The organism is Streptomyces sp. NBC_00448 (genome assembly GCF_036014115.1).
Taxonomy (GTDB): domain Bacteria; phylum Actinomycetota; class Actinomycetes; order Streptomycetales; family Streptomycetaceae; genus Actinacidiphila.
In genome coordinates, this window is record NZ_CP107913.1 from 8,495,053 (window position 1) to 8,519,763 (window position 24,711).

The 24,711-nt window shown below is 74.1% G+C and carries 20 protein-coding genes; 12 read left to right on the plus strand and 8 right to left on the minus strand.

Going from position 1 to position 24,711, the window contains the following annotated elements:
- The first annotated feature begins 61 nt into the window (after positions 1-61).
- Positions 62-838, plus strand: a complete 777-nt coding sequence (locus OG370_RS36685) for a DeoR/GlpR family DNA-binding transcription regulator (protein ID WP_328472034.1) — start codon at positions 62-64, stop codon at positions 836-838.
- 60 nt (positions 839-898) lie between these two features.
- On the opposite strand, the gene OG370_RS36690 is transcribed toward OG370_RS36685, so the two are convergent.
- Together OG370_RS36690 and trxA are read right to left on the minus strand one after the other, a co-directional pair.
- Positions 899-2,596, minus strand: coding sequence for a bifunctional 3'-5' exonuclease/DNA polymerase (locus OG370_RS36690; protein ID WP_328472035.1), 1,698 nt, complete (start codon positions 2,594-2,596; stop codon positions 899-901).
- Positions 2,597-2,851: 255 nt separating this feature from the next.
- Positions 2,852-3,250 (minus strand): thioredoxin, encoded by a 399-nt coding sequence (gene trxA / locus OG370_RS36695; RefSeq protein ID WP_328472037.1) that lies wholly within the window; start codon positions 3,248-3,250, stop codon positions 2,852-2,854.
- Positions 3,251-3,370: 120 nt separating this feature from the next.
- On the opposite strand from trxA, the gene OG370_RS36700 reads away from it, so the two are divergent.
- Positions 3,371-3,628: a hypothetical protein gene (locus OG370_RS36700; protein WP_328472039.1), complete on the plus strand. Its 258-nt coding sequence runs from the start codon at positions 3,371-3,373 to the stop codon at positions 3,626-3,628.
- A 40-nt stretch (positions 3,629-3,668) separates the two neighbouring features.
- Here the strand turns inward: OG370_RS36700 and OG370_RS36705 are convergent, their stop codons facing one another.
- Positions 3,669-5,105 carry a citrate/2-methylcitrate synthase gene (locus OG370_RS36705; protein ID WP_328472041.1) on the minus strand — a complete coding sequence of 479 codons (1,437 nt, stop codon included), beginning with the start codon at positions 5,103-5,105 and terminating at the stop codon, positions 3,669-3,671.
- A gap of 105 nt (positions 5,106-5,210) precedes the next feature.
- Here OG370_RS36705 and OG370_RS36710 point away from each other — a divergent pair, with 105 nt between their 5' ends.
- The 4 genes from OG370_RS36710 to pspAB all read left to right on the plus strand — a co-directional run bounded on the left by OG370_RS36710 (position 5,211) and on the right by pspAB (position 9,201).
- Entirely contained in the window at positions 5,211-6,371 is a 1,161-nt protein-coding gene (locus OG370_RS36710) for a citrate synthase/methylcitrate synthase (protein WP_328472043.1), read from the plus strand.
- Positions 6,372-6,582: 211 nt separating this feature from the next.
- A complete protein-coding gene (locus OG370_RS36715; RefSeq protein ID WP_328472045.1) occupies positions 6,583-7,536 on the plus strand; it encodes a quinone oxidoreductase family protein in 954 nt (317 codons plus the stop codon).
- Between the two features lie 205 nt (positions 7,537-7,741).
- Complete coding sequence (gene htpX, locus OG370_RS36720) at positions 7,742-8,641, plus strand: zinc metalloprotease HtpX (RefSeq protein ID WP_328472047.1); 900 nt, start codon at positions 7,742-7,744, stop codon at positions 8,639-8,641.
- A complete protein-coding gene (gene pspAB, locus OG370_RS36725) occupies positions 8,641-9,201 on the plus strand; it encodes a PspA-associated protein PspAB (RefSeq protein WP_328472049.1) in 561 nt (186 codons plus the stop codon). The genes htpX and pspAB overlap by 1 nt, the downstream gene beginning before the upstream one ends.
- Positions 9,202-9,282: 81 nt before the next feature.
- Here the strand turns inward: pspAB and OG370_RS36730 are convergent, their stop codons facing one another.
- Positions 9,283-10,833, minus strand: a complete 1,551-nt coding sequence (locus tag OG370_RS36730) for an APC family permease (protein ID WP_328472051.1) — start codon at positions 10,831-10,833, stop codon at positions 9,283-9,285.
- Between the two features lie 82 nt (positions 10,834-10,915).
- Positions 10,916-11,872: a hypothetical protein gene (locus OG370_RS36735; protein WP_328472053.1), complete on the minus strand. Its 957-nt coding sequence runs from the start codon at positions 11,870-11,872 to the stop codon at positions 10,916-10,918.
- A gap of 281 nt (positions 11,873-12,153) precedes the next feature.
- Here OG370_RS36735 and OG370_RS36740 point away from each other — a divergent pair, with 281 nt between their 5' ends.
- Positions 12,154-13,770 carry a tetratricopeptide repeat protein gene (locus OG370_RS36740; RefSeq protein WP_328472055.1) on the plus strand — a complete coding sequence of 539 codons (1,617 nt, stop codon included), beginning with the start codon at positions 12,154-12,156 and terminating at the stop codon, positions 13,768-13,770.
- A gap of 393 nt (positions 13,771-14,163) precedes the next feature.
- Complete coding sequence (locus OG370_RS36745) at positions 14,164-15,621, plus strand: MFS transporter (protein ID WP_328472057.1); 1,458 nt, start codon at positions 14,164-14,166, stop codon at positions 15,619-15,621.
- 138 nt (positions 15,622-15,759) lie between these two features.
- Here OG370_RS36745 and OG370_RS36750 read toward each other — a convergent pair whose 3' ends face one another.
- Positions 15,760-16,200, minus strand: a complete 441-nt coding sequence (locus OG370_RS36750; RefSeq protein ID WP_328472059.1) for a nitroreductase family deazaflavin-dependent oxidoreductase — start codon at positions 16,198-16,200, stop codon at positions 15,760-15,762.
- A 197-nt stretch (positions 16,201-16,397) separates the two neighbouring features.
- Here OG370_RS36750 and OG370_RS36755 point away from each other — a divergent pair, with 197 nt between their 5' ends.
- From OG370_RS36755 to OG370_RS36770, 4 genes are all read left to right on the plus strand, one after another.
- On the plus strand, positions 16,398-17,594 hold the full coding sequence (locus OG370_RS36755; RefSeq protein ID WP_443060922.1) for a CoA transferase: 1,197 nt from the start codon (positions 16,398-16,400) through the stop codon (positions 17,592-17,594).
- 58 nt (positions 17,595-17,652) lie between these two features.
- A complete protein-coding gene (locus OG370_RS36760; RefSeq protein WP_328472063.1) occupies positions 17,653-18,867 on the plus strand; it encodes an acetyl-CoA C-acetyltransferase in 1,215 nt (404 codons plus the stop codon).
- Between the two features lie 115 nt (positions 18,868-18,982).
- Positions 18,983-21,163: a 3-hydroxyacyl-CoA dehydrogenase NAD-binding domain-containing protein gene (locus tag OG370_RS36765; RefSeq protein WP_328472065.1), complete on the plus strand. Its 2,181-nt coding sequence runs from the start codon at positions 18,983-18,985 to the stop codon at positions 21,161-21,163.
- A 184-nt stretch (positions 21,164-21,347) separates the two neighbouring features.
- Complete coding sequence (locus OG370_RS36770) at positions 21,348-22,772, plus strand: M1 family metallopeptidase (protein ID WP_328472067.1); 1,425 nt, start codon at positions 21,348-21,350, stop codon at positions 22,770-22,772.
- A gap of 48 nt (positions 22,773-22,820) precedes the next feature.
- On the opposite strand, the gene OG370_RS36775 is transcribed toward OG370_RS36770, so the two are convergent.
- Positions 22,821-23,297, minus strand: coding sequence for a macro domain-containing protein (locus OG370_RS36775; protein ID WP_328472069.1), 477 nt, complete (start codon positions 23,295-23,297; stop codon positions 22,821-22,823).
- An 86-nt stretch (positions 23,298-23,383) separates the two neighbouring features.
- Complete coding sequence (locus OG370_RS36780; protein WP_443060923.1) at positions 23,384-24,448, minus strand: fatty acid desaturase family protein; 1,065 nt, start codon at positions 24,446-24,448, stop codon at positions 23,384-23,386.
- Between the last annotated feature and the right edge of the window lie 263 nt (positions 24,449-24,711).

Here is a 24,711-nt window from a genome sequence, read left to right on the forward strand (position 1 = left end):
TCTTGGTGTTCGTCACTGCCGATATCGCACACCAATTTTGTTCGTGGTGTTCAATGGGGGCATGGCAAGCAGCGAGCGACACCAGCAGATCGTCGAGGCGGTACGAGCGGAGGGCCGGCTGGGCGTCGCCGAACTGGCCGCCCTGACCGGCGCCTCGGAGATGACCGTCCGCCGGGATCTGGAGATCCTCGCGGGGCAGGGCGTCCTGGAGCGCTACCGGGGAGGTGCCCGCAGCCTGCTGCTGCGCGGCGAGGAACCGCCGTTCGCGCTCCGGGAGACCGAGAGCCGCGCGGTCAAGCAGCGGATCGCGGCCGAGGTCGCCGCCCTCGTCGCCGACGGCGAGACCGTCGTGCTCGACAGCGGCACCACCTGCCTGGAGGTGGCGCGGGTCCTGCAGCAGCGGCGGCTCACCGTGATGCCCCTGTCCCTGCACGCGGCCAACGCGCTGACCGGCGCGGCGCGGCTCCGGCTGATCATCCCCGGGGGCGAGCCCCGCCCCGGCGAACTCGCCCTGACCGGCCCGCTCACCGAGTCGGCCCTGGCCGCACTCCGGTTCGACACCGCCGTGCTCGGCTGCTGCGGGCTGAGCGCCACCGACGGGCTCACCGCCTACGACCTCGCCGAGGCCGCCGTGAAGCGTGCCGCGGTTGCCTCCGCCCGCCGGGTGATCGCGGTCGCCGACGCCGCCAAGTTCTCCCGTACCGCCCTCGCCTTCGTCGTACCGGTCACCGCGCTGCACACCGTCGTCACCGACGAACGCGCCCCGCAGGACGAACTGTCGGCCCTGACCGCCGCCGGCGTGACCGTCCGCACGGTCCCCGCCGCTCCCGCCGCCTGACTCCTGACGTCCGGGTCAGGTGGTGGGGTTGGCGGGACGCGAACCCGCTGCTCCGGGGCGCTACTTCGCGTCCGCGTAGCACTCGACCGCGTGGGTCTCCAGCGGGAACGGCACCGGGGTCGGGCCGAACACCAGGCGGCGGGCCTCGTCGCCGGCCGCGGCGACGGCCGACTCGACGGCGGGGGCGAGCGCGGTGGGGGCGTGGACGATGACCTCGTCGTGCTGGAAGAAGACCAGGCGCGGCTCGGGGCCGATCGCGGTGAGCCGGCGGCGGAGCGCGGCGAGCATGGCCAGCGCCCAGTCCGAAGCGCTGGCCTGGATCACGAAGTTGCGGGTGAAGCGCCCCCAGGAGCGGGCGGCGCGCTGATCGAGGGCGGAGGCGTCACCCGCGTCGGCGGCGTCCCCGGCGAAGCCGCCTTCCGTGTCGATGAAGCGACTTGCCGAGGGCGTGGGCGAGGTACGGCCGAGCTGGGAGCGCACGACGCCGCCCGCCTCGCCGGTGCGGGCGGCGGCCTCTACCAGGGCGAGCGCGGCGGGGAAACGGCGCCGCATCACCGCGAGGAGCTGCCCGGCCTCGCCACTGGTCTGCCCGTACATCGCCGCGAGCAGGGCGATCTTGGCGCGCGGCCGGTCACCGGCGAAGGCGTCCAGGGCAAGCGCCGCGTAGAGGTCACCGGCGGCGGAGGCCTTGGCGAGCCCAGGGTCGCCGGACATCGCGGCCAGCACCCGCGGTTCGAGCTGGCCGGCGTCCGCCACGATCAGCCGGTACCCCGGGTCGGCGACCACCGCGCCCCGCAGCAGCCGCGGGATCTGCAGCGCGCCGCCGCCGCGTGTCGCCCACCGCCCCGACACCACCCCGCCGACCACGTACTCCGCCCGGAACCTGCCCGCCCGCACCCACGCCTCGCGCCACGCCCAGCCGTGCGCGGCGTGGATACGGGACAGCTCCTTGTAGCGCAGCAGCAGGGCGGCGGCGGGGTGGCCGACCTCGCGCAGTTCGTGCGAGCGGGTGGTGCGCAACTGGACGCCCACCCGGGCGAAGGCGGGCAGCACCTGGGCGGGGGAGTCGGGGTTGACCGGGCGGCCCAGCTCCTGCTGGATGCGCAGTGCGAGGTCGCCCAGGATCGCGGGGCGGGCGCCGCCGGCCGGGCGCGGGCCGAGCAGGCCGGTGAGGAGTTCGTCGTGGACGGCCGCGCTCCACGGCAGGCCGTCCTGGCCCATCTCCACCGCGGCCAGCGCGCCCGCGGACTCCGCGGCGCACAGCAGCAGGGTGCGGTCCGGGTGCTCGCTCGCCGCGATCCGGCGCCGCTGGTCGGCGTAGACGGCGACCAGGGCCGTCAACGGGTCGGTGTCCTGCGGCAGATGGTGCCGGTCGGCCGCGAACAGCACCGGCTGGTCGTCGGCGCCCGGCTCGGGCGCGTCCGGCGGCTCGGGCAGGTCCCGCAGCCGCGCCCACGCGGCGCCGAGCGACCGCGGCCGGCCGTGCCGCCCCGCCATCCCCAGCAGCAGCGACTCGACGAGCTTCACGTCATGGCACCGCGCCGGCCGCACCGCGGCGCGCTCCAGTAGCCGCGGATACATCTCGTCGGTGGCCGCCCACACCCAGCGCGGCCGCTCGGCCGCCTCGCGCCGCGCCACCGCGGCGGCCAGATCGGAGACCGTCTCGCCGGCTCCGATCGGCCGCCCGTCCGGGCCGAGCGGGCACAGCCGACCACCGGACCCCACCGGGTCCGGCACCACGGCCACCACGCTTTCCATACCCCGACCCTAGGTGCGACCTCTGACAATTCCCGCCGCCCGCGCGGGCGGCGGCTCCGGCCGCCGCGGCCGGACAGCGAACGGTGCCCCTCTCCCGCGGACGGGGGAGGGGCACCCGGGGTCGATGGGAGCACGGCTCGGGCAGGGCGGCGAAGACGCCGAAGCGCCGTCCTGGTCGGCGTCATCCCGTCGGCACCAGCTCGGCACCCTGCCGACCGGTCCGGCCACGCCGACGGCTTCCGCCACGGCCGCGGGCTACGCGGAAGCGCCGCCCGCCGCGTCGCCGGCCTCGCCGGCCTGCGCGTCGGCGACCGCCTTGTGCACCTCGCCCATGTCCAGCGCGCGGGCCTGCGCGATGACGTCCTCGAGCGCCGGCTCGGGCAGCGCGCCGGGCTGGGCGAAGACCGCCACCTTGTCGCGCACGATCATCAGCGTGGGGATCGACTGGATCTGGAAGGCGGCGGCCAGCTCCGGCTGCGCCTCCGTGTCGACCTTCGCGAAGATCAGGTCGCCGTGCTTGTCCGACGCCTTGTCGTACACAGGCGCGAACATCCGGCACGGTCCGCACCAGGCGGCCCAGAAGTCGATGAGGACGAAGTCGTTGTCGGACACGACCTCGTCGAAGTTCTCCTTGGTCAGCTCCACAGTGCTCATGGCAGGAGAACGGGCGGTGCCCGCCGGAAATTCCGGGTCCGCGCGGTGCCGTTGTCACTCGTTCGTGTGCCGCGTCCGCCGTCGCAGTGGCGCACCTGACTTGTCCTCGTTGATCGGCGTATGGCAGCAACGAAGTGGATTCGCCAGGATCTCACGGTCAGTGGCACCGCCGCGGCCCCGCCCACCGGGGCGCCGGCGGCCTGGCGGTCGGGGAACGCTCCCGCCCCCGGTGGCGTAACGGTTCTGCAGGCGCGCGACGCGCCCCTCTTCGCCGCCTTGGTCGCCCAATGGCAGTCCGCCGGCCGCATGGTGCCCGGCCAGACGGACTCGGAGTGGGCCGAACTCGTCGGCCGCGTCCCCCGCCTCACCGGCGTCTGAACCGGGCGACACGGCCGACCCTCACGTCCTCCCGGCCCGGTCAGTCCTGGCCGGCCCGGGGGAGGGGGCGTCCGGGCCGCGGGCCGGTGTAGGCGCCGATCAGGCGCATGCGCAGCGGGGGCTCGGCGTACTCCTCCAAGGCGTGGGCGATCCATCCGGCGGTACGGGCGACCGAGAACACGGTCTCGCCCGCCTGCGCCGGCATCCCGTGGGAGACGGAGAGCACGCCCAACGCCAGATCCACGTTGGCGTGCAGGTCGCGATGGCGGGCCGCGGTCGTCGCAACCACGTCGCGGGCCGCGCCGAGCGCGGACGCGGCGGCGGGCACCTCGTCGAGGACCGCGAACAGGGTACGGGCCCGGGGGTCCTCGCCCCGGTAGAGCCGGTGGCCGAGGCCGGGAACGCGCTGCCCGGCCCGCAGGTACTCCGCGACGACCGGACCCGCGCCGCCTTGCGCCGCGACCTCGGCGAGCATCCGGTGGGCGAGCGCGCTGGCCTGCCCGTGCAGCGGCCCGTCGAGGGCGCCGAGCCCCGCCGAGACGACGGCGTACGGGTGCGCGCGCGCCGAGGCGGCGACCCGTGCCGCGAGGGTGGATGCGGCCAGGTCGTGGTCGATGAGCAGCGAGAGCGCGGTGTCCAGGACGCGCAGCGCCGCCTCGCCGGCGGGGGCCGCGGTCAGCTTCGGCCACAGCCGCAGGGCCAGCGGGCCGTCGCCTTCGTGGGGCCGGCCGACCGGCGGCAGCGCGTCCACCAGCGTCGCGATCAGGCTGCGCGCGGTGCCCAGGACGGCCGGCCCGGACAGGTCGAAGCGCAACGGGTCCGCGCTCGCCGCCGCCGCGACGGCGACCCGCAGCCGGTCCATCGGACCGCTCCCGGCGGGCAGCGCGGCGGCCACCGTACGGGCCGCGGCGAGCGGCGCCGGGGCGGCGGTGAAGCGTGTGCCGGGCCGCAGCACCCCCGTCCACAGCCACTCCGCGACCTCCTCGTAGCCGTACGCCCCGGCGAGGCCGACCGCGTCGACGCCCCGGAAGAAGTACCGGTCGGAGTCGATCAGGGTGATCCCGGTGCGCAGCCGGCCCCAGCCTTCGGTGATGCCGCCGCCCGGAGCCGCGCCGGGGCCCGATCCCGCCGCCGGGTCCGGCTGCGCCGCGGGTCGCCCGCGCCGGGCCAGCGCCGCGACCTGCTCCGGGTCGAAGGTGCTGCCCCGGCCGCCCTGCGCGCGGCGGCTGTCCAGCAGCCCGCGGCTGACGTACGCGTACAGCGTCTCCGGCTTCACCCCGAGCCGCCGTGCCGCCTCCCGGGTGCCGATCCGCTCCTCCGTGGCCGGACCGCCCAGGATGCCGCTCGCTGCGTCGGCCGGCGCGCCGACCGTACCCGGGGCGGTGCCCCCGCCCGTCCTGTCGACGCTCTCCGCGCTGTCCGTGCCCGCGTCCCGCGGTCCCGGCCGTCCTGCCTGCTCCGGCTGCTCCCTCGTCATGGACCCCACCGTATCTGTACTCGACCACCCATGCATTGATTCAATCAACATTGACACGCCTGAATCAATCATGGACAGTCACGTACATACCCAAGGAGGAAGACCATGCCGACCACCGAGCCCAGCGCCCCGATCGACGTACCCCGCGGTCTCAAGGGCGTCGTCGTCACCGAGACATCCATCGGCGACGTGCGAGGGGCCGAAGGCTTCTACCACTACCGCGAGTACTCGGCGGTGGAGCTGGCGCGCACCCGCACCTTCGAGGACGTGTGGCACCTGATGTTCCACGGCGCGCTCCCGGACGCGGCGGAGCTGGCCGCGTTCCGGGCCCGCACGGCGGAGCTGCGGCACCTGCCCGCCGACGTCGCGGACGCGCTGCCCGCGATCGCCCGCTCCACGGCGCTGTCCGGGCCGCTCGCGGGACTGCGCACCGCGCTGTCGCTGGCGGGGGCGTCCGCCGGGTTCCGCCCGGTGTACGACATCGACCCCGAGCGCCGCCGGGCCGACGCGCTGGCCGCGTGCGCCGCCGTACCCACGCTCGTGACGGCGCTGCACCGGCTCGGGCAGGGCCTGGCGCCGGTCGAGCCGCGCGACGACCTGCCGTACGCGGCGAACTACCTGTACATGCTGACCGGGCGGGAGCCGGAGGCGGCCCAGGCGCGGGCGGTGGAGAGCTATCTGATCTCCACGGTCGACCACGGCTTCAACGCGTCCACGTTCACCGCGCGGGTGATCGCCTCCACCGGTGCGGACCTGGCCGCCTGCCTGGTCGGCGCCCTGGGCGCGCTGTCGGGGCCGCTGCACGGCGGCGCGCCGAGCAGGGCGCTCGACACCCTGGACGCGATCGGCACCCCGGACCGGATCGACGACTGGCTGCGCGAGCGGGTGCTCGCCGGCGACCGGATCATGGGCTTCGGCCACCCCGTGTACACCACCGAGGACCCGCGTTCGCGGATGCTCAAGGCCATCGCGCGCGAATTCGGCGGCGACCTGGTCGACTTCGCCCTCCAGGTGGAGGAGCGGGCCGAGGCGATACTCGCCGAGCTGAAGCCGGGCCGCGACCTGCACATCAACGTCGAGTTCTACGCCGGTGTGGTCATGGAGCTGTGCGGCCTGCCCCGGGAGATGTTCACCCCGACCTTCGCGGCCGCCCGGATGGTCGGCTGGAGCGCCAACGTGCTGGAGCAGGCGGAGGACAGCAAGATCATCCGCCCGCTGGCCCGCTATGTGGGTCCGCCGCCCGCGCGCCCGGTGCCGGCCGCCTGAGCGGTCCGTCGAGCTGCTCATCCGCCGATCGGCCGAGCCGACCATCCGCCGATCAGCCCGGGGCGCCCGGGTCGCCCGGATCACGGGGCCGGGCGACACCTGGGCGACACCCGGGCGCCCCGGGTGCGGTACATACCGACCAGTCGGTAGTCTCTGGGGTCGAGGTTCCCGTCACCCGGCGGGGACCGCCCCACCCGGAGGAGTGGCGACCGTGCGCGCGATCCAGATCACCGAGTTCGGCGGCCCCGAGGTGCTGCGCCTCACCGAACTGCCCGACCCCGTCCCGCAACCCGGACAGCTCCTGATCGAGGTCGACTCCGCGGGCGTCAACTACGCCGACACCCACACCGTCGAGAACAGCTACCTGGCGGCCTCTTCGCTGCCGATGGTGCCCGGCGCGGAGGTGGTCGGCCGTACCGCCGACGGCCGGCGGGTCGTCGCCCTCACCGACAACGGCGGCTACGCGGAGAAGGCGCTCGTGGCCGACCGCCTCGCCCACGACGTGCCCGACGGCGTCGGCGACGGGCAGGCCCTCGCCCTGGTCATCCAGGGCGTGACCGCCTGGCACCTGCTGCGCACCTGCGCGCGGCTCGCCCCCGGCGAGAGCGTCGTGGTGCACGCGGCGGCCGGCGGCACCGGGTCGCTGGCGGTGCAGCTCGCCAAGGAGTTCGGCGCCGGCCGGGTGATCGCCACCGCGTCCACCGAGGAGAAGCGGGAGCTCGCCCTGGAACTGGGCGCCGACACGGCCGTCGACGCCGACCCGCAGGACCTCAAGGAGCGCCTGGTCGAGGCGAACGGCGGCCACAAGGTCGACGCCGTCCTGGAGATGACCGGCGGCCCGGTCTTCGACGCCTCGCTGGCGGCGCTCGCCCCCTTCGGCCGCCTGGTGACCTACGGCATGGCCTCGCGCGTCCCGCCGACCCCGATCGAGCCCGCCCGGCTGATGGGCCGCTCGCGGGCCGTCATCGGCTTCTGGCTCGCGCACTGCCTCGGCCGCCCCGGCATGTACCACGAGCCGCTCGGCGAGCTGCTCGCCATGACCGCCGAGGGCCGGCTGCGCCCCCTGATCGGCGCGGTCCACCCGCTGGCCGACGCCGCCCGCGCCCACGAGGACCTGCGGGCCCGCCGCACCACCGGCAAGCTCGTCCTCGACGTGCGCGCCTGACCCCTAGGGCGTGGGTCGTAGCCCGGCCGGGGCGCCGCTGTGGGCAAGACCACCCGAATGCCGTGGTGGAAGTGGAACCGGGCGGGACGTCCGAAACGTTGCATCGTTGGGTAGGTAGCCGACAGGCGCACCTGTTCACCAACCTAGGGAGTACGTCGGGCCGCGGCCTAGCGACCCGCGCGCCCCGCACGACTCGGGAGGGGCCATGCCACGTAACCGCTTCGCCCCCGACCGGGGACTGACGACCCGCATGGTCGTCACGATGTTCCTGATCGGACTGCTCTACGTCGTCTTCGTCGGCGTGCTGCTCGCTCTGCTGCGCGGCGCCTGGCCGATGATCCTCCTCATCGCGGGCGGACTGTTCATCGCGCAGTTCTGGTTCAGCGACAAGATCGCCGCCTTCAGCATGGGCGCCCGTGAGGTCACCCCCGAGCAGGCCCCCGAGCTGCACGGCGTCGTCGACCGCATCTGCGCCCTGGGCGACATGCCCAAGCCCAAGGTCGCCATCGCCGACTCCGACGTGCCGAACGCGTTCGCCACCGGGCGGAACAAGAAGAACACGATGGTGTGCGCCACCACCGGCCTGCTGCGCCGCCTGGAGCCCGACGAGCTGGAAGGCGTCATCGCGCACGAGATGTCGCACGTCGCCCACAAGGACGTCGCCGTCATGACGATCGCGTCGTTCCTCGGGGTGCTGGCCGGCATGATGACCCGTGTCGCCCTCTTCGGCGGTTTCCGGCGCAGCCGCGATCCCAACAGCAGCGCGCTCATCATCCTCATCCCGCTGGTCAGCGCCGTCGTCTACGCGATCAGCTTCCTGCTCACCCGGATGCTGTCGCGCTACCGCGAGATGTCCGCCGACCGCAGCGCCGCGCTGCTCACCGGCCGCCCCTCCTCGCTGGCCTCCGCGCTCACCAAGGTCAGCGGCCAGATCGCCGCCATCCCCACCGAGGACCTGCGCAGGTCCCAGCCGTTCAACGCGTTCTTCTTCGCCCCCGCGCTGAGCGCCGGCTCCACGGCCTCCAAGCTGCTCGCCACCCACCCGACGCTGGAGCGGCGGCTGGAGCAGCTCAGCCAGATCACCCGCGAACTGGACCGCCGCTGATGGGCCTGCTCGATGTGCTGCTCGGCCGCAGCAAGCCGGTCCGCCCCGACCTCGACCAGCTCTTCGGCCTCACCTCCGCCGCGATCACCCTCCAGGCGGCGAGCGACCTGCGCCCCACCGGCATGGGTGCGGTGTGCTTCGCCGCCGTCGAGGGCGGCGCGTTCGCCGAGATCCAGCAGGACCTGCGCGCCCTGCTGCCGACGGTCGAGACCAGCCAGGACGGCTACGGCTACACCTGGCTGCTGTCGCGGCACGGTCCGGAGGAGACCACCGACCTCGTCACCGACCTGCACGCCATCAACTCGGCGCTCGAACAGCAGGGCTTCGGACCCCAGTTGCTGTGCTCGCTGGTCAGCTTCAAGGACCCGGCCGGCCGCACCCTCGCGCTGGTGTACCTCTACAAGCGCGGCAGCTTCTACCCGTTCTGCCCGCTTCCCGGCGAGAAGCGCGACAGTGCCCTGGAACTCCAGGTCAAGGCGCTCGTGGCGAACGACCTGCGGCTGGAGGAGGACCTGTCGCGCTGGTTCCCGGTATGGGGCGCGCCGGGGCTCGCGGACTGAGCCCCGGCGCGTGCCGCCGGGCGGAACCGGGCCGAGGCCGTGGCGAACCAGGACCCGGGGAGGACCAGCGCCGGGGAAGGGTCAGGCGGTGCCTTCCGCCGAACCCGCGGCCGCGGCCGCCTTCTCCAGCTGGAACGCCTCGTTGCCCTTGCCGATCCTGGCGTGTACCTCCGGCCGCCGGGCCCGCAGCACCGTGCCGTAGACCAGGCCGATCACTGCGGCCAGCGCGATGATGCCCGGCAGAATCCAGCGCAGCCCGTGGCCCGGGTTGGCGCCGAGCAGCACCGCGAAGTCCTTCACCGAGTAGACGAAGATGACCAGCAGCCCGATCGCGGCGAGGCCCGAGGTCACCAGCCGCCAGCCCTGCACCGCGGCCGCGCCGCGCTTCACGAAGAAGACGATCACGGCGACGGCCGCCGTCGCCATCAGCAGCACCACGCCCAGCGCGCCGACGTTGCCCGCCCAGGTGAACAGCCGCAGCACCGGCGCCGTCGGGTCAGGGCCCTGCGGCCCGAACTTGCCGTGGTCGGTCACCGCGAAGAGCACCACGACGACCAGCGCCACCACCGACTGGAGGAACGACCCGACCGCGGGCGCGCCGCTGGACTTCGAGGTCCGCCCGACCGCCGGGGGCAGCAGGCCGTCGCGGCCCATCGCGAACGCGTAGCGGGCGACCACGTTGTGGAAGCTCAGCATCGACGCGAAGATGCCGGTGATGAAGAAGACGTTCAGCGTGTCGGTGAACGCCCCGCCGAGCCGGCCCTGGTTGAGCGCGAAGATCAGGTTCGCCGACTGCTCCTGCGACTGCCCGACCACGTGCGAGGGGCCGGTCGCCACGGTGATCGCCCACGAGCTGAACGCGAAGAAGAGGGTGGCGAAGCCGATCGCCAGGAACATCACCTTCGACACCACGCGCTGCGGCTCGCTGGTCTCCTCGGCGTAGACCGGCGCCTGCTCGAAGCCGACGAAGCCGGCGATCACGAAGCACAGCGCGGTGCCGAGCCCGGCCCCGCTCAGCGTGCTGGGGTTGAACGCGTGCATCGACACGCCCTGCGGCCCCGGGTCGCCCAGAAAGCTGAAGTCGAAGACCAGCGTCAGCAGGGTCTCCACGATCAGCAGCACGCCCAGCGTCCTGGCGTTCAGGTCGATCTTCAGCGCGCCGAAGACCGCGGTGATCACCACGCCGCACAACGCCGGTATCCACCAGGACACGTTGTGGTGCCAGTGCTGGAAGATCTGCCCGGATATCTCGAAGCCGAAGATCCCGTAGGTGCCGACCTGCATGATGCTGTACGCGAACAGCGCCACGTAGGAGGCACCCGCGCCCATGGTGCTGCCCAGGCCGCGCGAGATGTACGCGTACAGGGCGCCCGCGTTGTGCACGTGGCGGCTCATCTCCGCGTAGCCGAAGCTGAACAGGGCCAGCACGACACCGACGATCACGAACAGCAGCGGCACCCCGATGATGCCCATGGTGCCGAAGGTGGTCGGAATGACACCCGCCACCACCATCAGCGGCGCGGTCGCGGCGAGCACCGACAGCAGCAGTGCGGGTGCGCCGATCCGGTCCGCGCGCAACGCGCGTTGCTCGCCCTTGAACGTGCTGATCTCGTTGGTACTACCCGTCAGCATGGCCGCGGTTCCTTCCGGTGCAAGGTGGGAGGTACGGGAGGTACGGGTGGAGCAGGGTCTGTCGGGGGGAGTTCGGGGGGAGTCACGAGGAACCGAAACCGAGCGCGTAGTTGCGCGCGGCGCGGAACGCCTTCTTCGGGTCGCGGTCCGGGTACGACCAGGGCACGCGGGTCGCGTCGGCGCCGATCCGGTTGAACAGCGCGGCCGCGGCCACCGTGTCGCCGGAGTGGAACTTGCCGTACGCCAGGTGGTTGAGGTCGACGGGCAGCCGCGGGTACGGCACCCGGTCCCAGTCCAGCCACCAGTCGAAGCCCGCCCGCACGCTGTTGCGGGCCCGCGCGCTGGTCCAGTACGGCAGCCGGGCCGGGTCGGACGGCAGCGCGCCGGACGCCGCCAGCGCGCGGTACCGCTCCACGAGCGCGACCAGCGGCAGCGCGGCCAGCGGCGAGGTGCGCCCGGCCTCGCCGGCCGCCCACTCCGCGAACTCGTACACCTCGTGGAACGGGTCGTCCCCGTCGGTCTTCTGGCGCTCGGAGAGGCACTGCGTCATCAGGTGGTGCGCGTGGTGGTGGCCGCGGTGCCGGCCGCGCACCTGGTCGAAGGCGCGCACCTGCTCGTCGTCGCTGCCGGTGCGCCGGGCCAGGACCAGCAGGAACAGCCAGGGCGTCGGGTCGGTCGGCGCCATCCGTGCCACGCGCAGGCACAACTCCCGTGCGTCCTCGGGCTTCTGCTTGCCTCTGATGGCCCGGAAGACGCCCGCGGCGGCGGCCAGTGCCGCGGCGTCCGCGCTCTCCGGCTCGGCGAGCCGCCACTCCTCGGCCCACGCGGCGGAGGACTTGCCCTCGCCGAGGACCATCAGGCGGTGCCCGCGGGAGTCCCAGTCGTCACCGGTGGAAGCCAGCAGCGCGCGGACGTCCGTCCAGCGGCCCTGGGTGAGAGCGGCGCGGGCGGCGACCAGGTCCTGGTCGCCGAGAGCGGGATCGAAGGTGACGTCGTCCTTGCCTCGCGTGAAGCGGAAGGGTGGGGGCGGTGGGGTCATCCGCGGGCAGCCCTCCACGGCGCACGTGACGTCCAGTGATCGCGAACAGCCAATCGGTATGCGCCGGTTCAGGACAAGACCGGACCTGTTGTCTCGGTGTAGTCCCGTATTGTTGCCGGGGTTTGGGAACCGGATTCGGACCCGGGACGTCCGGGTAGGCCGGTCGCCGACAGGTGTGAGACACGGCATAGTTGACATTCGAAAACCTGATCGTCGCGCGCGGGCGCCGCGCGATGAGACGGGTGAGTCCAGTGGGGACCAGGTGAATGGACGAAAGTAACGTGGCAAGAGAGGGTACGCCCGCCGCGTCCACGCATCCACTGGCCCATGTGCGACGCCGGCACGGCTGGAGCTACCAGGACCTGGCGCGGGTGATCGCGGACCACGCGCGGGTGCTCGGCGTACCGATGGCCGCGCGGCGCGAGAAGGTGTGGCGGTGGGAGCACTGGGGTGTGGTGCCCGAGGCCGACAGCCAGCGCGCCCTCGCCCGCGCGCTGGGCATCGCCCCGCGCGAGCTCGAACTGCACCCGTGGCCGCGCTGGTTGCCCGCGCACACCGGGATGCCGGACGGCCTGCCGTGGGACGTGGACGGCAGTTGCGCCGCCCTCGACGCGCTCCTGGACGACGCGGCGGACGACTCCCGCGGCTTCCCGATCGCGGAGGGCATCGGGCTGCGGAACGCGATCGCCGACTGGGACACGGCCGTCGCCGCGCCCTGCGTACCTTCTTCACCACCGTCAGTTCCCGTCCCGGACGAGGCACTTCCCGCTGCCGGCGGGCCGGGCGCGCCCGTGCGGAGCGCGGGGCCGCGCGGCTCCGCCCTTCGCGGGGGACGAACAGGCCCTGACACACGGGCGGTTCCCGGTGCGTGGCCCGGTCCCGACGTACGGGCCGTTCCCGGTGCGCGGACGGGTCCTCGCTCCGCCGGCCCCGCGAGCCGGGTGGCCGTATGGCCGGTCGGGCCGGGACACGGCGCTCAGCCGGCGCCCCCGGGCCCGGCGCCCGGATCTGCCCGGCGCACGCGGGTGCCCGAGCAGGTGGGAGCCCCCGGGACCGTCGACAGCGGGGTGCTGGACTGGCTGGAAGCCGGTGCGCTCGGGCTGCGGCGGCTGGACGACCGGCTCGGCGGCTCGGCCGTACGGCATCGGGTCGAGGCCGATCTGCGGCTGGTCCGCGGGCTGTTGGAGCGGCAGCCGCAGAGCCCCGCCATCGAGCGGCGCCTGCTGCGGGTCGCCGCCGACCTCGCCCAGCTCGGCGGCTGGGCGGCCACCGACGGGGGCCGGTACGGCGCCGCCCAGCGCCACTACCTGACCGGGCTGCGGCTCGCCCACGCCGCAGGGGACCGCCCGCTCGCGGTCGCCCTGTGGGGCGGCCTCGCGCTCCAGGCCGTCACCACCGGACATCCGCAGGACGCCGTCGCCGCGTCCGAGGCGGCGGTCCGCGCCGCGGGCGGCACCCCTTCGGCGGTCCGCGCGCTGGCCGCGATCCGGCTGGCCCGCGCGCACGCCGCGCTCGGCGCCGAGGGCGCCTTCCGGCGGGCCGCCGCCGAGGCCGAACGCCGCCTGGACGCCGCCGAGAGCGAGTCCGCCCCGCCCTGGCTGTACGGGTTCGACACCGCCGAACTCGCCGCCCAGCAGGGCCTGGCGCTGCTCGACCTCGGCCTGCCCTACGAGGCCCGCCCGCTGCTGGAACAGGCCCTGGCGATGCAGGACCCCTGCTTCGTCCGCGACCGCGCGCTGTACTCGGCGCGCACCGCCCAGGCCCGCGCCCTGACCGGTGACCACGACGCCGCGCGCTCCCTCGCCCGCGACGCGGCCCGGCTCGCCCGCCACTGCACGACCGCGAGGCTCACGCAGGCGCTCGACGCGCTCACGCCCCTGCTCACCAGTCCGCACTGACGGTGCGTCCACCCCGCTGACGGTGCGGCCGGCTCGCTGACGGTGCGACCGGCCGCGTCATGGCCGGGCGGTCGAGGTGCGGGTTCCCCATCGGGCGTGGCGCGGCCCCGTCGTGCCCGCGTACGGCCCGCTCCCGACGTCGCCCGGCCGCGTCGCCTCGGTCGCGTCGCCCCGGTCGTGCCGCGCGGGCCATGACGGCGTGTCCGATACCGGCCGCCGCAAGTACCTAACCGTGACTGATTCGGCCGGCCGGCTCGCTCCGTACCGTCTTGACCTGCAAGGACAACGCGCAAGCGGCCCGGCTCCCAGGAGCCGGGGACGCGTCCCGCGATCCGGCCGGACCGTGGTCCACCACGGTCCGGCGGTCCCGCAGACAAGAACAGGAGCACCGTCATGGCCTCGGCCTCCTCCACCCTCAGCCCTTCCGTGCCCCACCGCCCCGCCGCGGCCTCGGGCCGGTCCGGGCTGGGCCTCATGGTCCTGCTGGCCGCGACCTTCATGGCGGCCCTGGACATCTTCATCGTCAACGTGGCGATCCCCGCGATGCAGAGCGACCTGCACGCCGGAGCCGCCTCGATCCAGTGGGTGGTCGCGGGCTTCGGTCTGGCCGTCGCGACCGGCCTGATCACGGCCGGCCGCCTGGGCGACATCTTCGGCCGCCGCCGGGTGTTCGCGGTCGGGCTGGCCCTGTTCACCGTCACCTCGGCGGCGTGCGGAGTGGCGCCGACCGCCGACACCCTGATCACCGCCCGCGTCCTGCAGGGCCTGTCGGCGGCGCTGATGGGTCCCCAGGTGCTCGCGATCCTCCAGTCCGCCTACACCGGCAAGGCGCAGGCCCGCGCGTTCGGCATGTACGGCATGACGATGGGCGTCGGCGCCGTCTTCGGGCAGCTCATCGGCGGTCTGCTGATCAAGGCGGACATCCTCGGCCTGGGCTGGCGCGCCTGCTTCCTGATCAACGTGCCGGTCGGGCTGGCCGCCCTGGTGCTCGCGCCCAGGGCGCTGGCCGAGTCGCGCGCTCCGCGCCGGCCGCGGCTGGACAACACCGGTGTGGCGCTGTCGACCGCGGCCGTGGTCGCCCTGGTCCTGCCGCTGATCCAGGGCCGCGCGCAGGGCTGGCCGCTGTGGACCTGGCTCAGCCTGGCCGGCTCGGCGATACTCGGCGCCGCGTTCGTCGCGCACCAGAGCCGGCTGGGCCGGGCGGGCGGCGACCCGGTACTGAACACCGCGCTGTTCCGGGAGCGGGGGTTCGCGTGGGGCGCCCTGGCGCAGTTGGTCTTCTGGACCGGGCAGGGCTCGTTCTTCCTCGTCCTCGCCCTCTACCTCCAGGCCGGCCGCGGCCTCGGCGCGCTGGAGTCCGGCACCGTGTTCCTGTCCATAGGCGGCGGTTATCTGATCACCTCCACCACCGCGCACCGCATCGCGGCCCGCATGGGCGCCGCCACGGTTCCGGTCGGCGCGCTGCTGATGGCCGTCGGGCTGGGCGGACTGTGGGCCGCGGTGCACGCCTCGGGCACCACCGGCAGCCTGTGGGAGCTGGTGCCGGGCCTGGCCGTGGACGGTATCGGGATGGGCCTGGTGATCGCGCCGCTCACCCACACGGCGCTGGGCACGGTCCGGGCGGACCTGGTCGGGTCGGCGTCCGGAGTGGTGGCGACCATCCAGCAGATCGGCGGTGCCCTCGGCATCGCGCTGATCGGCATCATCTTCTACGGCGCGACCGGCGACGGGGCTCCGGCCCGCTACCCGCACGCCTTCGGGGTCGGCCTGATGTTCCTGCTGGCGCTCGAAGTGGTGCTCGCGGCACTGACCGCGACGCTCGCCGCCCGCGGCAGGAAGCACGGGAAGTAGCCGCCGGGCCTCGCGGGGCCGGGCCGGCCGTACGGGGTCGGGGAGCAAAGGAGTAAGGGGCATCCTCCAGGGAGGGTGCCCCTTACTCGTCCTACTCGTCCTACTCAGCGCGTTACTTGTCGCGCGGAGGCGGCTCGCTCAGACCCGGCGCAGGCGGACCACCGGGATGTCCCGCTCGGTCTTCTCCTGGTACTCCTCGTACGGCGGGTAGACCTCGACCAGATGCGGCCACACCCGCGCCTTCTCCTGCGGCGAGAGCACCTCGGCCCGCGCGGCGAAGCGTTCGGTGCCCACCCGCAAGTGCACCTCGGGATTGTCCCGCACGCTCAGGAACCACACCGGGTGCTCGTCAGCGCCGCCCTTCGACGCGACGATCAGATAGTCCTCCCCGTCCCGCCCGTAGATCAGCACCGTCCGGTGCCAGACGCCGCTGCGGCGCCCGAGGTAGTCGATGAGCAGGCAGGGCGAGCCGTTCATGTCGGTGCCCTCCGTGCCGTTGGAGGACTCGTACCGCTCGGCCTGTTCGGCCACCCACGTCGACGGGCTGATCTTCACGTTGTTCGGGTCGTACGCGCTCATTGGCAACGCTCCATCGCAAAGGGTCGTGGAAGTGACGTTCAAGCGTAGGTACACCTGCCCACCGGGTCGCCACGCGACCCGCTGAGCGAGCGCTCAGTCAGCCCTTGCCAAAACTGGAACACGTTCCTACCATCGCGGAAGTGACACGAGAACCGTCGAACCCGGCCGCCGGCTCCCCACCCGGCCCGCTGGCGGGAGTGCGCGTCGTCGAACTCGCCGGCATCGGGCCCGGTCCGTTCGCCGCCATGCTCCTCGCCGACCTGGGCGCCGACGTCGTGCGCGTCGACCGCCCCGGCGGCCAGGGCCTGGGCGTCGACCCCGCCCACGACGTCACCAACCGCAACAAGCGCTCCGTCCTGGTGGACCTCAAGGCCGCCACCGGCCCGCCCGCCGTCCTCGACCTCGTCGCCCGGGCCGACATCCTCATCGAGGGCTACCGCCCCGGCGTCGCCGAGCGACTGGGCGTCGGCCCGGAGCCCTGCCTGGCCCGCAACCCCCGTCTGGTCTACGGCCGGATGACCGGCTGGGGCCAGGAGGGCCCGCTCGCGCACACCGCGGGCCACGACATCGCCTACATCGCGGTGACCGGAGCCCTCGACCTGGCCGGCGCCCCCGACCGACCGCCCGCCCCCACCGCCAACCTCCTCGGCGACTACGCGGGCGGCTCCCTCTACCTCGTCACCGGGGTGCTCGCCGCCCTCCACCACGCCCGCGCCCACGGCCGCGGCCAGGTCGTGGACGCGGCCATCGTGGACGGCACCGCGCACCTGACCGCGATGCTCCACGGCATGCGCTCCGCCGGCGCCTGGCAGGACCGGCGCGGCTCCAACCTGCTGGACGGCAGCGCCCCCTTCTACGGCGTGTACGCCACGGCGGACGGCGGCCACATGGCGGTCGGCGCCCTGGAGCAGCGCTTCTACGACGAGTTCACCGCGCTGCTCGGCCTGCCCGCCGATGCCGCGGCCCTGCGCACCGACCCCGCCCGCTGGCCGGAACTGCGCGAGGCCGTCGCCGCCCGGTTCCGTACCCGCACCCGCGAGCAATGGGCCGGCGTCTTCGACGGCACCGACGCCTGCGTCGCACCCGTACTGCCGCTCGGCGAGGCCCACGACCACCCGCACCTCGCGGCCCGGGGCACCCTGGCGGCGTACGAGGGCGTGATGCAACCCGCTCCCGCGCCGCGCTTCTCCGCCACCCCGGCCGCGCTGCGCCGCCCGCCCGCGCTGCCGGGCGCGCACACCGCGGAGGTGGCCCGGGACTGGGACACCCCCGCCCTGATACGCGCCGACCCCGCGCCCGCCGCCGGCTCCGTACCTGCCGCCGGCTCCGTACCCGCCGACGACCCCGCGCCCGCTTCCGACGACTCCGGACCAGCCGGCGGTCCCTCCGGCTGACCGGGTCCGACGCACCCAGCGCCACCCCACCCGCGAACCCTCACCGAAAGGCACGACGTTGAGCACCGACGCCTACGTCTACGACGCCGTACGCACCCCGCGCGGGCGCGGAAAGGCCAACGGCTCCCTGCACGGCACCAAGCCGATCGACCTCGTCGTCGGCCTCATCCACGAACTGCGCCGCCGCTTCCCGAACCTGGACCCCGCGGCCATCGACGACATCGTGCTCGGCGTGGTCAGCCCGATCGGCGACCAGGGTTCCGACATCGCCCGGATCGCCGCCATTGCCGCGGGCCTGCCCGACACCGTCGCCGGCGTGCAGGAGAACCGCTTCTGCGCCTCCGGCCTCGAAGCGGTCAACCTCGCGGCGGCCAAGGTCCGTTCGGGCTGGGAGGACCTGGTGCTGGCCGGCGGCGTGGAGTCGATGTCCCGCGTCGCCATGGGCTCCGACGGCGGCGCCTGGGCCATGGACCCGATGACGTCGTTCGAGACCGGCTTCGTGCCCCAGGGCATCGGCGCCGACCTGATCGCCACCATCGGCGGCTGGAGCAGGCACGATGTCGACACGTACGCGTCCTTGTCGCAGGAGCGGGCCGCCGAGGCGTGGAAGGAGGGCCGCTTCGACCGCTCCGTCGTCCCGGTCGTGGACCGCGCGGGCCTGACCGTCCTGGACCGCGACGAGCACATGCGGCCGGGCACCACCCCCGAGTCGCTGGCCGCCCTCAAGCCGTCCTTCGCCACCATCGGCGACGCCGGCGGCTTCGACGCGGTCGCGCTCCAGAAGTACCACTGGGTGGAGCGGATCGACCACGTCCACCACGCCGGCAACTCCTCCGGCATCGTGGACGGCGCGGCGCTGGTCGCCATCGGGAACCGTGAGGTCGGCGAGCGCTACGGCCTCACCCCGCGCGCCCGCATCCTGTCCGCGGCCGTCTCCGGTTCCGAGCCGACCATCATGCTCACCGGCCCCGCGCCCGCCTCCCGCAAGGCGCTGGCCAAGGCCGGGCTGAGCGTCGGCGACATCGACCTGATCGAGATGAACGAGGCGTTCGCGGCGGTCGTGCTGCGCTTCGCCGCCGACCTCGGCGTCAGCATCGACAAGGTCAACGTCAACGGTGGCGCCATCGCGCTCGGCCACCCGCTCGGCGCGACCGGCGCGATGATCCTGGGCACCCTCATCGACGAACTGGAGCGCCGCGACCAGCGCTACGGCCTCGCCACCTTGTGCGTGGGCGGCGGCATGGGCGTCGCCACCGTCGTCGAACGCCTCTGATCCGGCCGCGCCCCCGCGCCCCGCGGCCGCCCGAGTCCCGCACCACCGCGCCCCGCCGTTCCACCCCTCGCCCGCACCTCGCCGGACCAACCGGACCAACGGAGCTTCGAAGACCATGAGCGAGACCACCACCATCCGCTGGGAGCAGGACGCCGAGGGCGTCGTCACCCTCGTCCTCGACGACCCGGCGCAGTCCGCGAACACCATGAACGCGGCCTTCGCCGACTCCCTCGACGCCACCCTCGACCGCCTGGAGGCCGAACTCGACGGCATCCGCGGCGTGATCGTCACCTCCGCCAAGAAGACCTTCTTCGCCGGCGGCGACCTGCGCGACCTCATCCGCGCCACCCCCGAGACCGCCGAGAACGTCTTCGCCGGGTCCCTGCGCATCAAGCGCCGCCTGCGCCGCCTGGAGACCCTCGGCAAGCCCGTCGTCGCCGCGATCAACGGCGCGGCGCTCGGCGGCGGTTACGAGATCGCGCTCGCCTGCCACCACCGGGTCGCCCTGGACGCGCCCGGCAGCAAGATCGGCTGCCCGGAGGTCACCCTCGGGCTGCTGCCCGGCGGCGGCGGCGTGGTGCGCACCGTCCGGCTGCTCGGCATCGCCGACGCCCTGCTCAAGGTGCTGCTCCAGGGCCGCCAGTACACCCCGGAGCGCGCCCTGGCGGCCGGTCTGATCCACGAGGTGGCCACCGACCGCGACGACCTGCTCGCCCGCGCCCGCGCCTTCATCCACGCCAACCCCGAGGCCCGGCAGCCCTGGGACGCGCCCGGCTACAAGATCCCCGGCGGCACCCCCAAGAGCCCCGCGTTCGCCGCGAACCTGCCCGCGTTCCCGGCGAACCTGAGCAAGCAGCTCGCCGGCGCCCCGTTCCCGGCGCCGCGCGCCATCCTGGCGGCCGCCGTCGAGAGCTCCCAGGTCGACATCGACACGGCCTTCACCATCGAGGCGCGCTACTTCACCGAACTCGCCTGCGGGCCCGTCTCGAAGAACATGATCCAGGCGTTCTTCTTCGACATGCAGGCCGTCAACTCCGGTGCCAGCCGCCCCAAGGACGTGCCTGCCCGCCAGGTCGCCAAGGTCGCGGTGCTGGGCGCCGGCATGATGGGCGCCGGCATCGCCTACTCCTGCGCGCGCGCCGGCATCGACGTCGTCCTCAAGGACGTCACCCAGGAGGCCGCCGAGCGCGGCAAGGCGTACTCCGCCGGGCTGCTGGACAAGGCGCTCGCCAAGGGCCGCACCACGCCGGAGAAGCGGGCGGCGCTGCTCACCCGGATCACCCCGACCGCCGACCCGGCCGACCTCGCGGGCTGCGACGCCGTCATCGAGGCGGTCTTCGAGGACGCCGCCTTGAAGCACAAGGTGTTCCAGGAGATCCAGGACGTGGTCGCCCCGGACGCGCTGCTGTGCTCCAACACCTCCACCCTGCCGATCACCGCGCTCGCCGAAGGAGTCCGGCGGCAGTCCGACTTCGTCGGACTGCACTTCTTCTCCCCGGTCGACAAGATGCCGCTGGTCGAGATCATCCGCGGCCGGGACACCGGCGACGAGGCGCTGGCCCGCGCGTTCGACCTGGTCCGGCAGATCCGCAAGACGCCGATCGTCGTCAACGACTCGCGCGGCTTCTTCACCTCCCGGGTGATCGGCCACTTCCTCAACGAGGGCGTCGCCATGGTCGGCGAGGGCATCCCGGCCGCCTCCGTGGAGCAGGCCGCCGCGCAGGCCGGCTACCCCGCGAAGGTGCTCTCCCTGGTGGACGAGCTGACCCTGACGCTGCCGCGCAAGATCCGGGCCGAGGCCCGCGCGGCGGTCGAGGCGGCCGGCGGCACCTGGCGCGTGCACCCGGCGGAGCAGGTGATCGACCGCATGGTCGACGAGTTCGACCGCACCGGGCGCGCCGGCGGCGCGGGCTTCTACGACTACGAGGACGGCCGCAGGACACGGCTGTGGCCGGGCCTCGCCGAGCACTTCGGGGCGGCGGAGCCCGCGACGGCGGCCGGGTCGTCGCTGCGCGACATGCAGGAGCGCATGCTCTTCGCAGAGTCCCTGGACACCGTGCGGCTGCTCGAGGAGGGCGTCCTGACCTCCGTCGCCGACGCCAACATCGGCTCGGTGCTGGGCATCGGCTTCCCGGCGTGGACCGGGGGAGTGCTCCAGTACATCAACGGGTACGAAGGCGGCGTCGCCGGGTTCACCGCCCGCGCCCGGGAGTTGGCCGCCGCGTACGGGGAGCAGTTCGAGCCGCCCGCGCTGCTGGTGGCCAAGGCCGAGCGCGGCGAGCGGTTCGCGGACTGACGCGTCCACGAGCGCCCGGTGTCCCGGGACACTGGGCGGCACCCATGGCACCGGGAGGGTCGCGGTAAGCCCCGCTCTCCTGGTGCACGGGCCTTACGGTCTGGACCCAGGTCCGTCAGGCCCGCGGCGCGCCACCGGCCGCCTGGGCGCGGCTACCGGCCGGACACCTCGTACGCTGGCCGGCGTGCGCCTACGCCCGCCGCCGCGCGCGGTCCCGCTGCCGCTGCTCGCGGGCTGCCTGCTCGCCTGTTGCCTGTCCTGCACCGGCGGCGACCGGGCGGGCGGCCCCGACACCGGCGCGCCGGGGGTCGGCGACCGGCTCTTCCCCGACGCGGGCAACGGCGGCTACCACGTCGGCCACTACACGCTCGACCTCGACTACGCCCCCGCCTCCGGCCGGCTGCGCGGCACCGCCACCCTCACCGCCACCGCCGACCAGGACCTGTCCCGCTTCGACCTCGACCTGGCCGGGCTCGACGTCCGGCGCGTCACCGTCGACGGCACGAAGACCCGCACCTCCCGCGCCGGCACCGAACTCCGGATCAGCCCCGCCCACCCCCCGCGGCGCGGCGCGCATTTCACCACGACCGTCGAGTACCAGGGCGTGCCGCGGCTGCTGACCGACCCGGACGGCTCCCACGAGGGCTGGTTCCGCACCGACGACGGCGCCCTCGCGCTGGGCGAACCCGTCGGCTCCATGGCCTGGTTCCCCGGCGACGACCACCCCTCCGACAAGGCCGCCTACGACATCACCGTCACGGTCCCGCACGGCCTCACCGCGGTCTCCAACGGCGAACTCCTCACCACCCGGCCGGCCTCCGGCGGCCGCACCGCCTACCACTGGCGCAGCGCCGCGCCGATGGCCACCTACCTCGCGACCGTCGCCATCGGGCACTTCGACGTCACCCGTTCGACGACACCGGACGGGCTGCCGCTGTACGTCGCGGTCGACCCGCGCTCCGACGACACCGAGACCGCCGCGACGCTGGCCCGTATCCCCGAGATGCTGCGCTGGGAGGAGGGCCTGTTCGGGCCCTACCCCTTCGCGTCGGCGGGCGCGATCGTCGACCACCTGCCGCGCGGGCGGGTCGGCTACGCGCTGGAGGCGCAGAACCGCCCGGTCTTCCCCGGCGACGGCCCGCCGCCCGCGGTCGATCCCGTCACGCTCGTGCACGAGCTGTCGCACCAGTGGTTCGGCGACTCCGTCACCCCCGCCGCCTGGCAGGACATGTGGCTCAACGAAGGCTTCGCCACCCTCACCGAGTGGCTGTGGAAGGAGCACGAGGGCGGCCCGTCCCTCGACGCGAGCGCCGCGGACGCCTTCGCCGACAGCGCCAACTGGGCCTTCCCGCCCGCCTCCCCGCCCGACGCGGCCGCGGTCTCCGCCGCCCCCGTCTACGGCCGCGGCGCCCTGGTGCTGTACGAACTGCGCCGCACGCTCGGGGCGTCCGCCTTCGACCGGCTGCTCAAGGCGTGGCCGGCCGCGCACCGCCACGGCAACGCGTCCACCGCCGAATTCACCGCGTTCTGCGCACGTTTCACCTCCCAGGACCTGCGACCGCTCTTCGCCACCTGGCTGTACGGCGCGGAACGGCCCTCGCACCTGTGAGGCGCGCCTCCCTGCCCCGCCGGCAAGGGGCGATCCACGGCCGGCCCGTCAGTCGTGGTCGTAGACCGTGACGGAGACCCCGCGCTCCACCAGCCGGGCGGTGACCAGTGGCTCGACCCGCTCCCACTTCCCGCCGGCCAGGCCGCACCCGATCCGCGGCATGTGCACCGACGCGCCCAGCTCCAGGGCCCGGTCGGCCAGGGACCCGAGCGCGGTGCCGATCGCCTCGTACCGCACCGGCACGCCCTTGCTGCCGGTGCGTATGCCGCGCTGGCCGACCATGTTGGCCACCCATGTGTACGTGCCGACCCGGACGAGCTGGACCCCGCCCAGACCGAAGTCGTTGCGCGCCCGCTCGCGGTGCCAGCGCCGGTAGGCCGTCTCGGGCTCCGGCCAGCGGCGCGAGACCGCCAGCACGAACCCCTTGCCCCAGCCGCCCAGGTCGTTGCAGACGTGCGCGATCACCTTGACGCCCTTGCCCTGCGGTGCGGTGGCGTCCCCCCGCACATACACGATCTCCCCCATGCCTCCACGCTAGCCCCGGCCACCGACAACCGGCCCGGCCACCGACGACCGGCTCGGGCCCGGCTCCCGGCGCGGTCCCGGCCCGCTCAGCGAAGCGGCTCGCCGACCGCGTGCATGTGGCTCAGCGCCTGCCGGTAGGAGTCGATCAGCCCGGTCTCGGTGTACGGGATGCCGAGGCGGGCGCAGTGCGCGCGGACCAGGGGCTGCGCCAGCCGCAGGTGCGGGCGCGGCAGGCTCGGCACGAGGTGGTGCTCCACCTGGTAGTTGAGGCCGCCGAGGAAGAAGTCGGTCACCGGGTTGCCGCGTACGTTGCGCGAGGTGAGCACCTGGCGGCGCAGGTGGCCCCAGCGCGAGCCCTCCTCGGGCATCGCCATCCCCTTGTGGTTGGGCGCGAACGCGCACCCCAGGTGCACCCCGAACAGCGCGTGGTGCAGGGCCGCGAACGCGATCGCCTGCGCCGGAGACAGCGCGGTCAGCAGCAGTGCCGCGTATCCCACCAGGTGCGCGACCAGCAGGCCGCCCTCCACCAGCCGCTCCCGGCGGTCCAGCCGGCGCAGGTCCTGGAAGCTGGCGACCTTCAGCGCCAGCCCTTCGAGCAGCAGCATCGGGAAGAACAGCCACGCCTGGTACTTCGTCAGGAACCGCGCGAAGCCCTTCCGTTCGATCGCCTGCGCCCGCGTCCACACCAAGGCGCCCACCTCGACGTCCGGGTCCTTGCCGACGTGATTGGGGTTGGCGTGGTGCTTGTTGTGCTTGTCGGACCACCAGGCGGCGCCCATCCCCAGCAGCAGGTTCCCGTGCAGCAGCGCGAGCACCCGGTTCGCCCGCCGGCCCGCCGCGATCTGCTGGTGCCCGGCGTCATGCCCGACGAAGCCGGTGCGGGCCGACAGCACCGCCGCCGGCAGCGCCAGCGCGAGCACCCACCACGACCCGGTGTCGCCGACCAGGAAGACCGCCGCCCACACCGCGGCGAAGGCCAGCAGGTTCACCGCCAGCGACATCGCGTAGTGCCCGCGCCTGCGCCGCAGCAGGCCGGCGTCCTTGATCTGCCGCAGCAGCGGGGCGAACTCGCTGCCCGGGGCCCGTTCCTGCGCGCGTGGGACGGCTTGCGTGGCGGTCGGCGCTGCGGCAGGCGCGACAGGCGGCGGCACGGGCGGCGCTACGGCGAGAGTGCGGCTGGCAGGCGGCATGGGCGCTCCTCGGGCATGGTCCCGCACCGCGTGTGCCGCGGGCCGGGAAAGTCGGTGGGCGGCCTTCGTCGGCCGCACTCCTGACGCTAGGAACCGGCGCGGCCCGCGGCCATGGCGCCATCACCCGGCTTCCCCTGGGGCGGCCCCACGGAGAACCGGGGGATAACCCCACCCCGCTACTGCCAGGATGGCGCCGTGACCTCACCCGACCACCCCGACCGGAG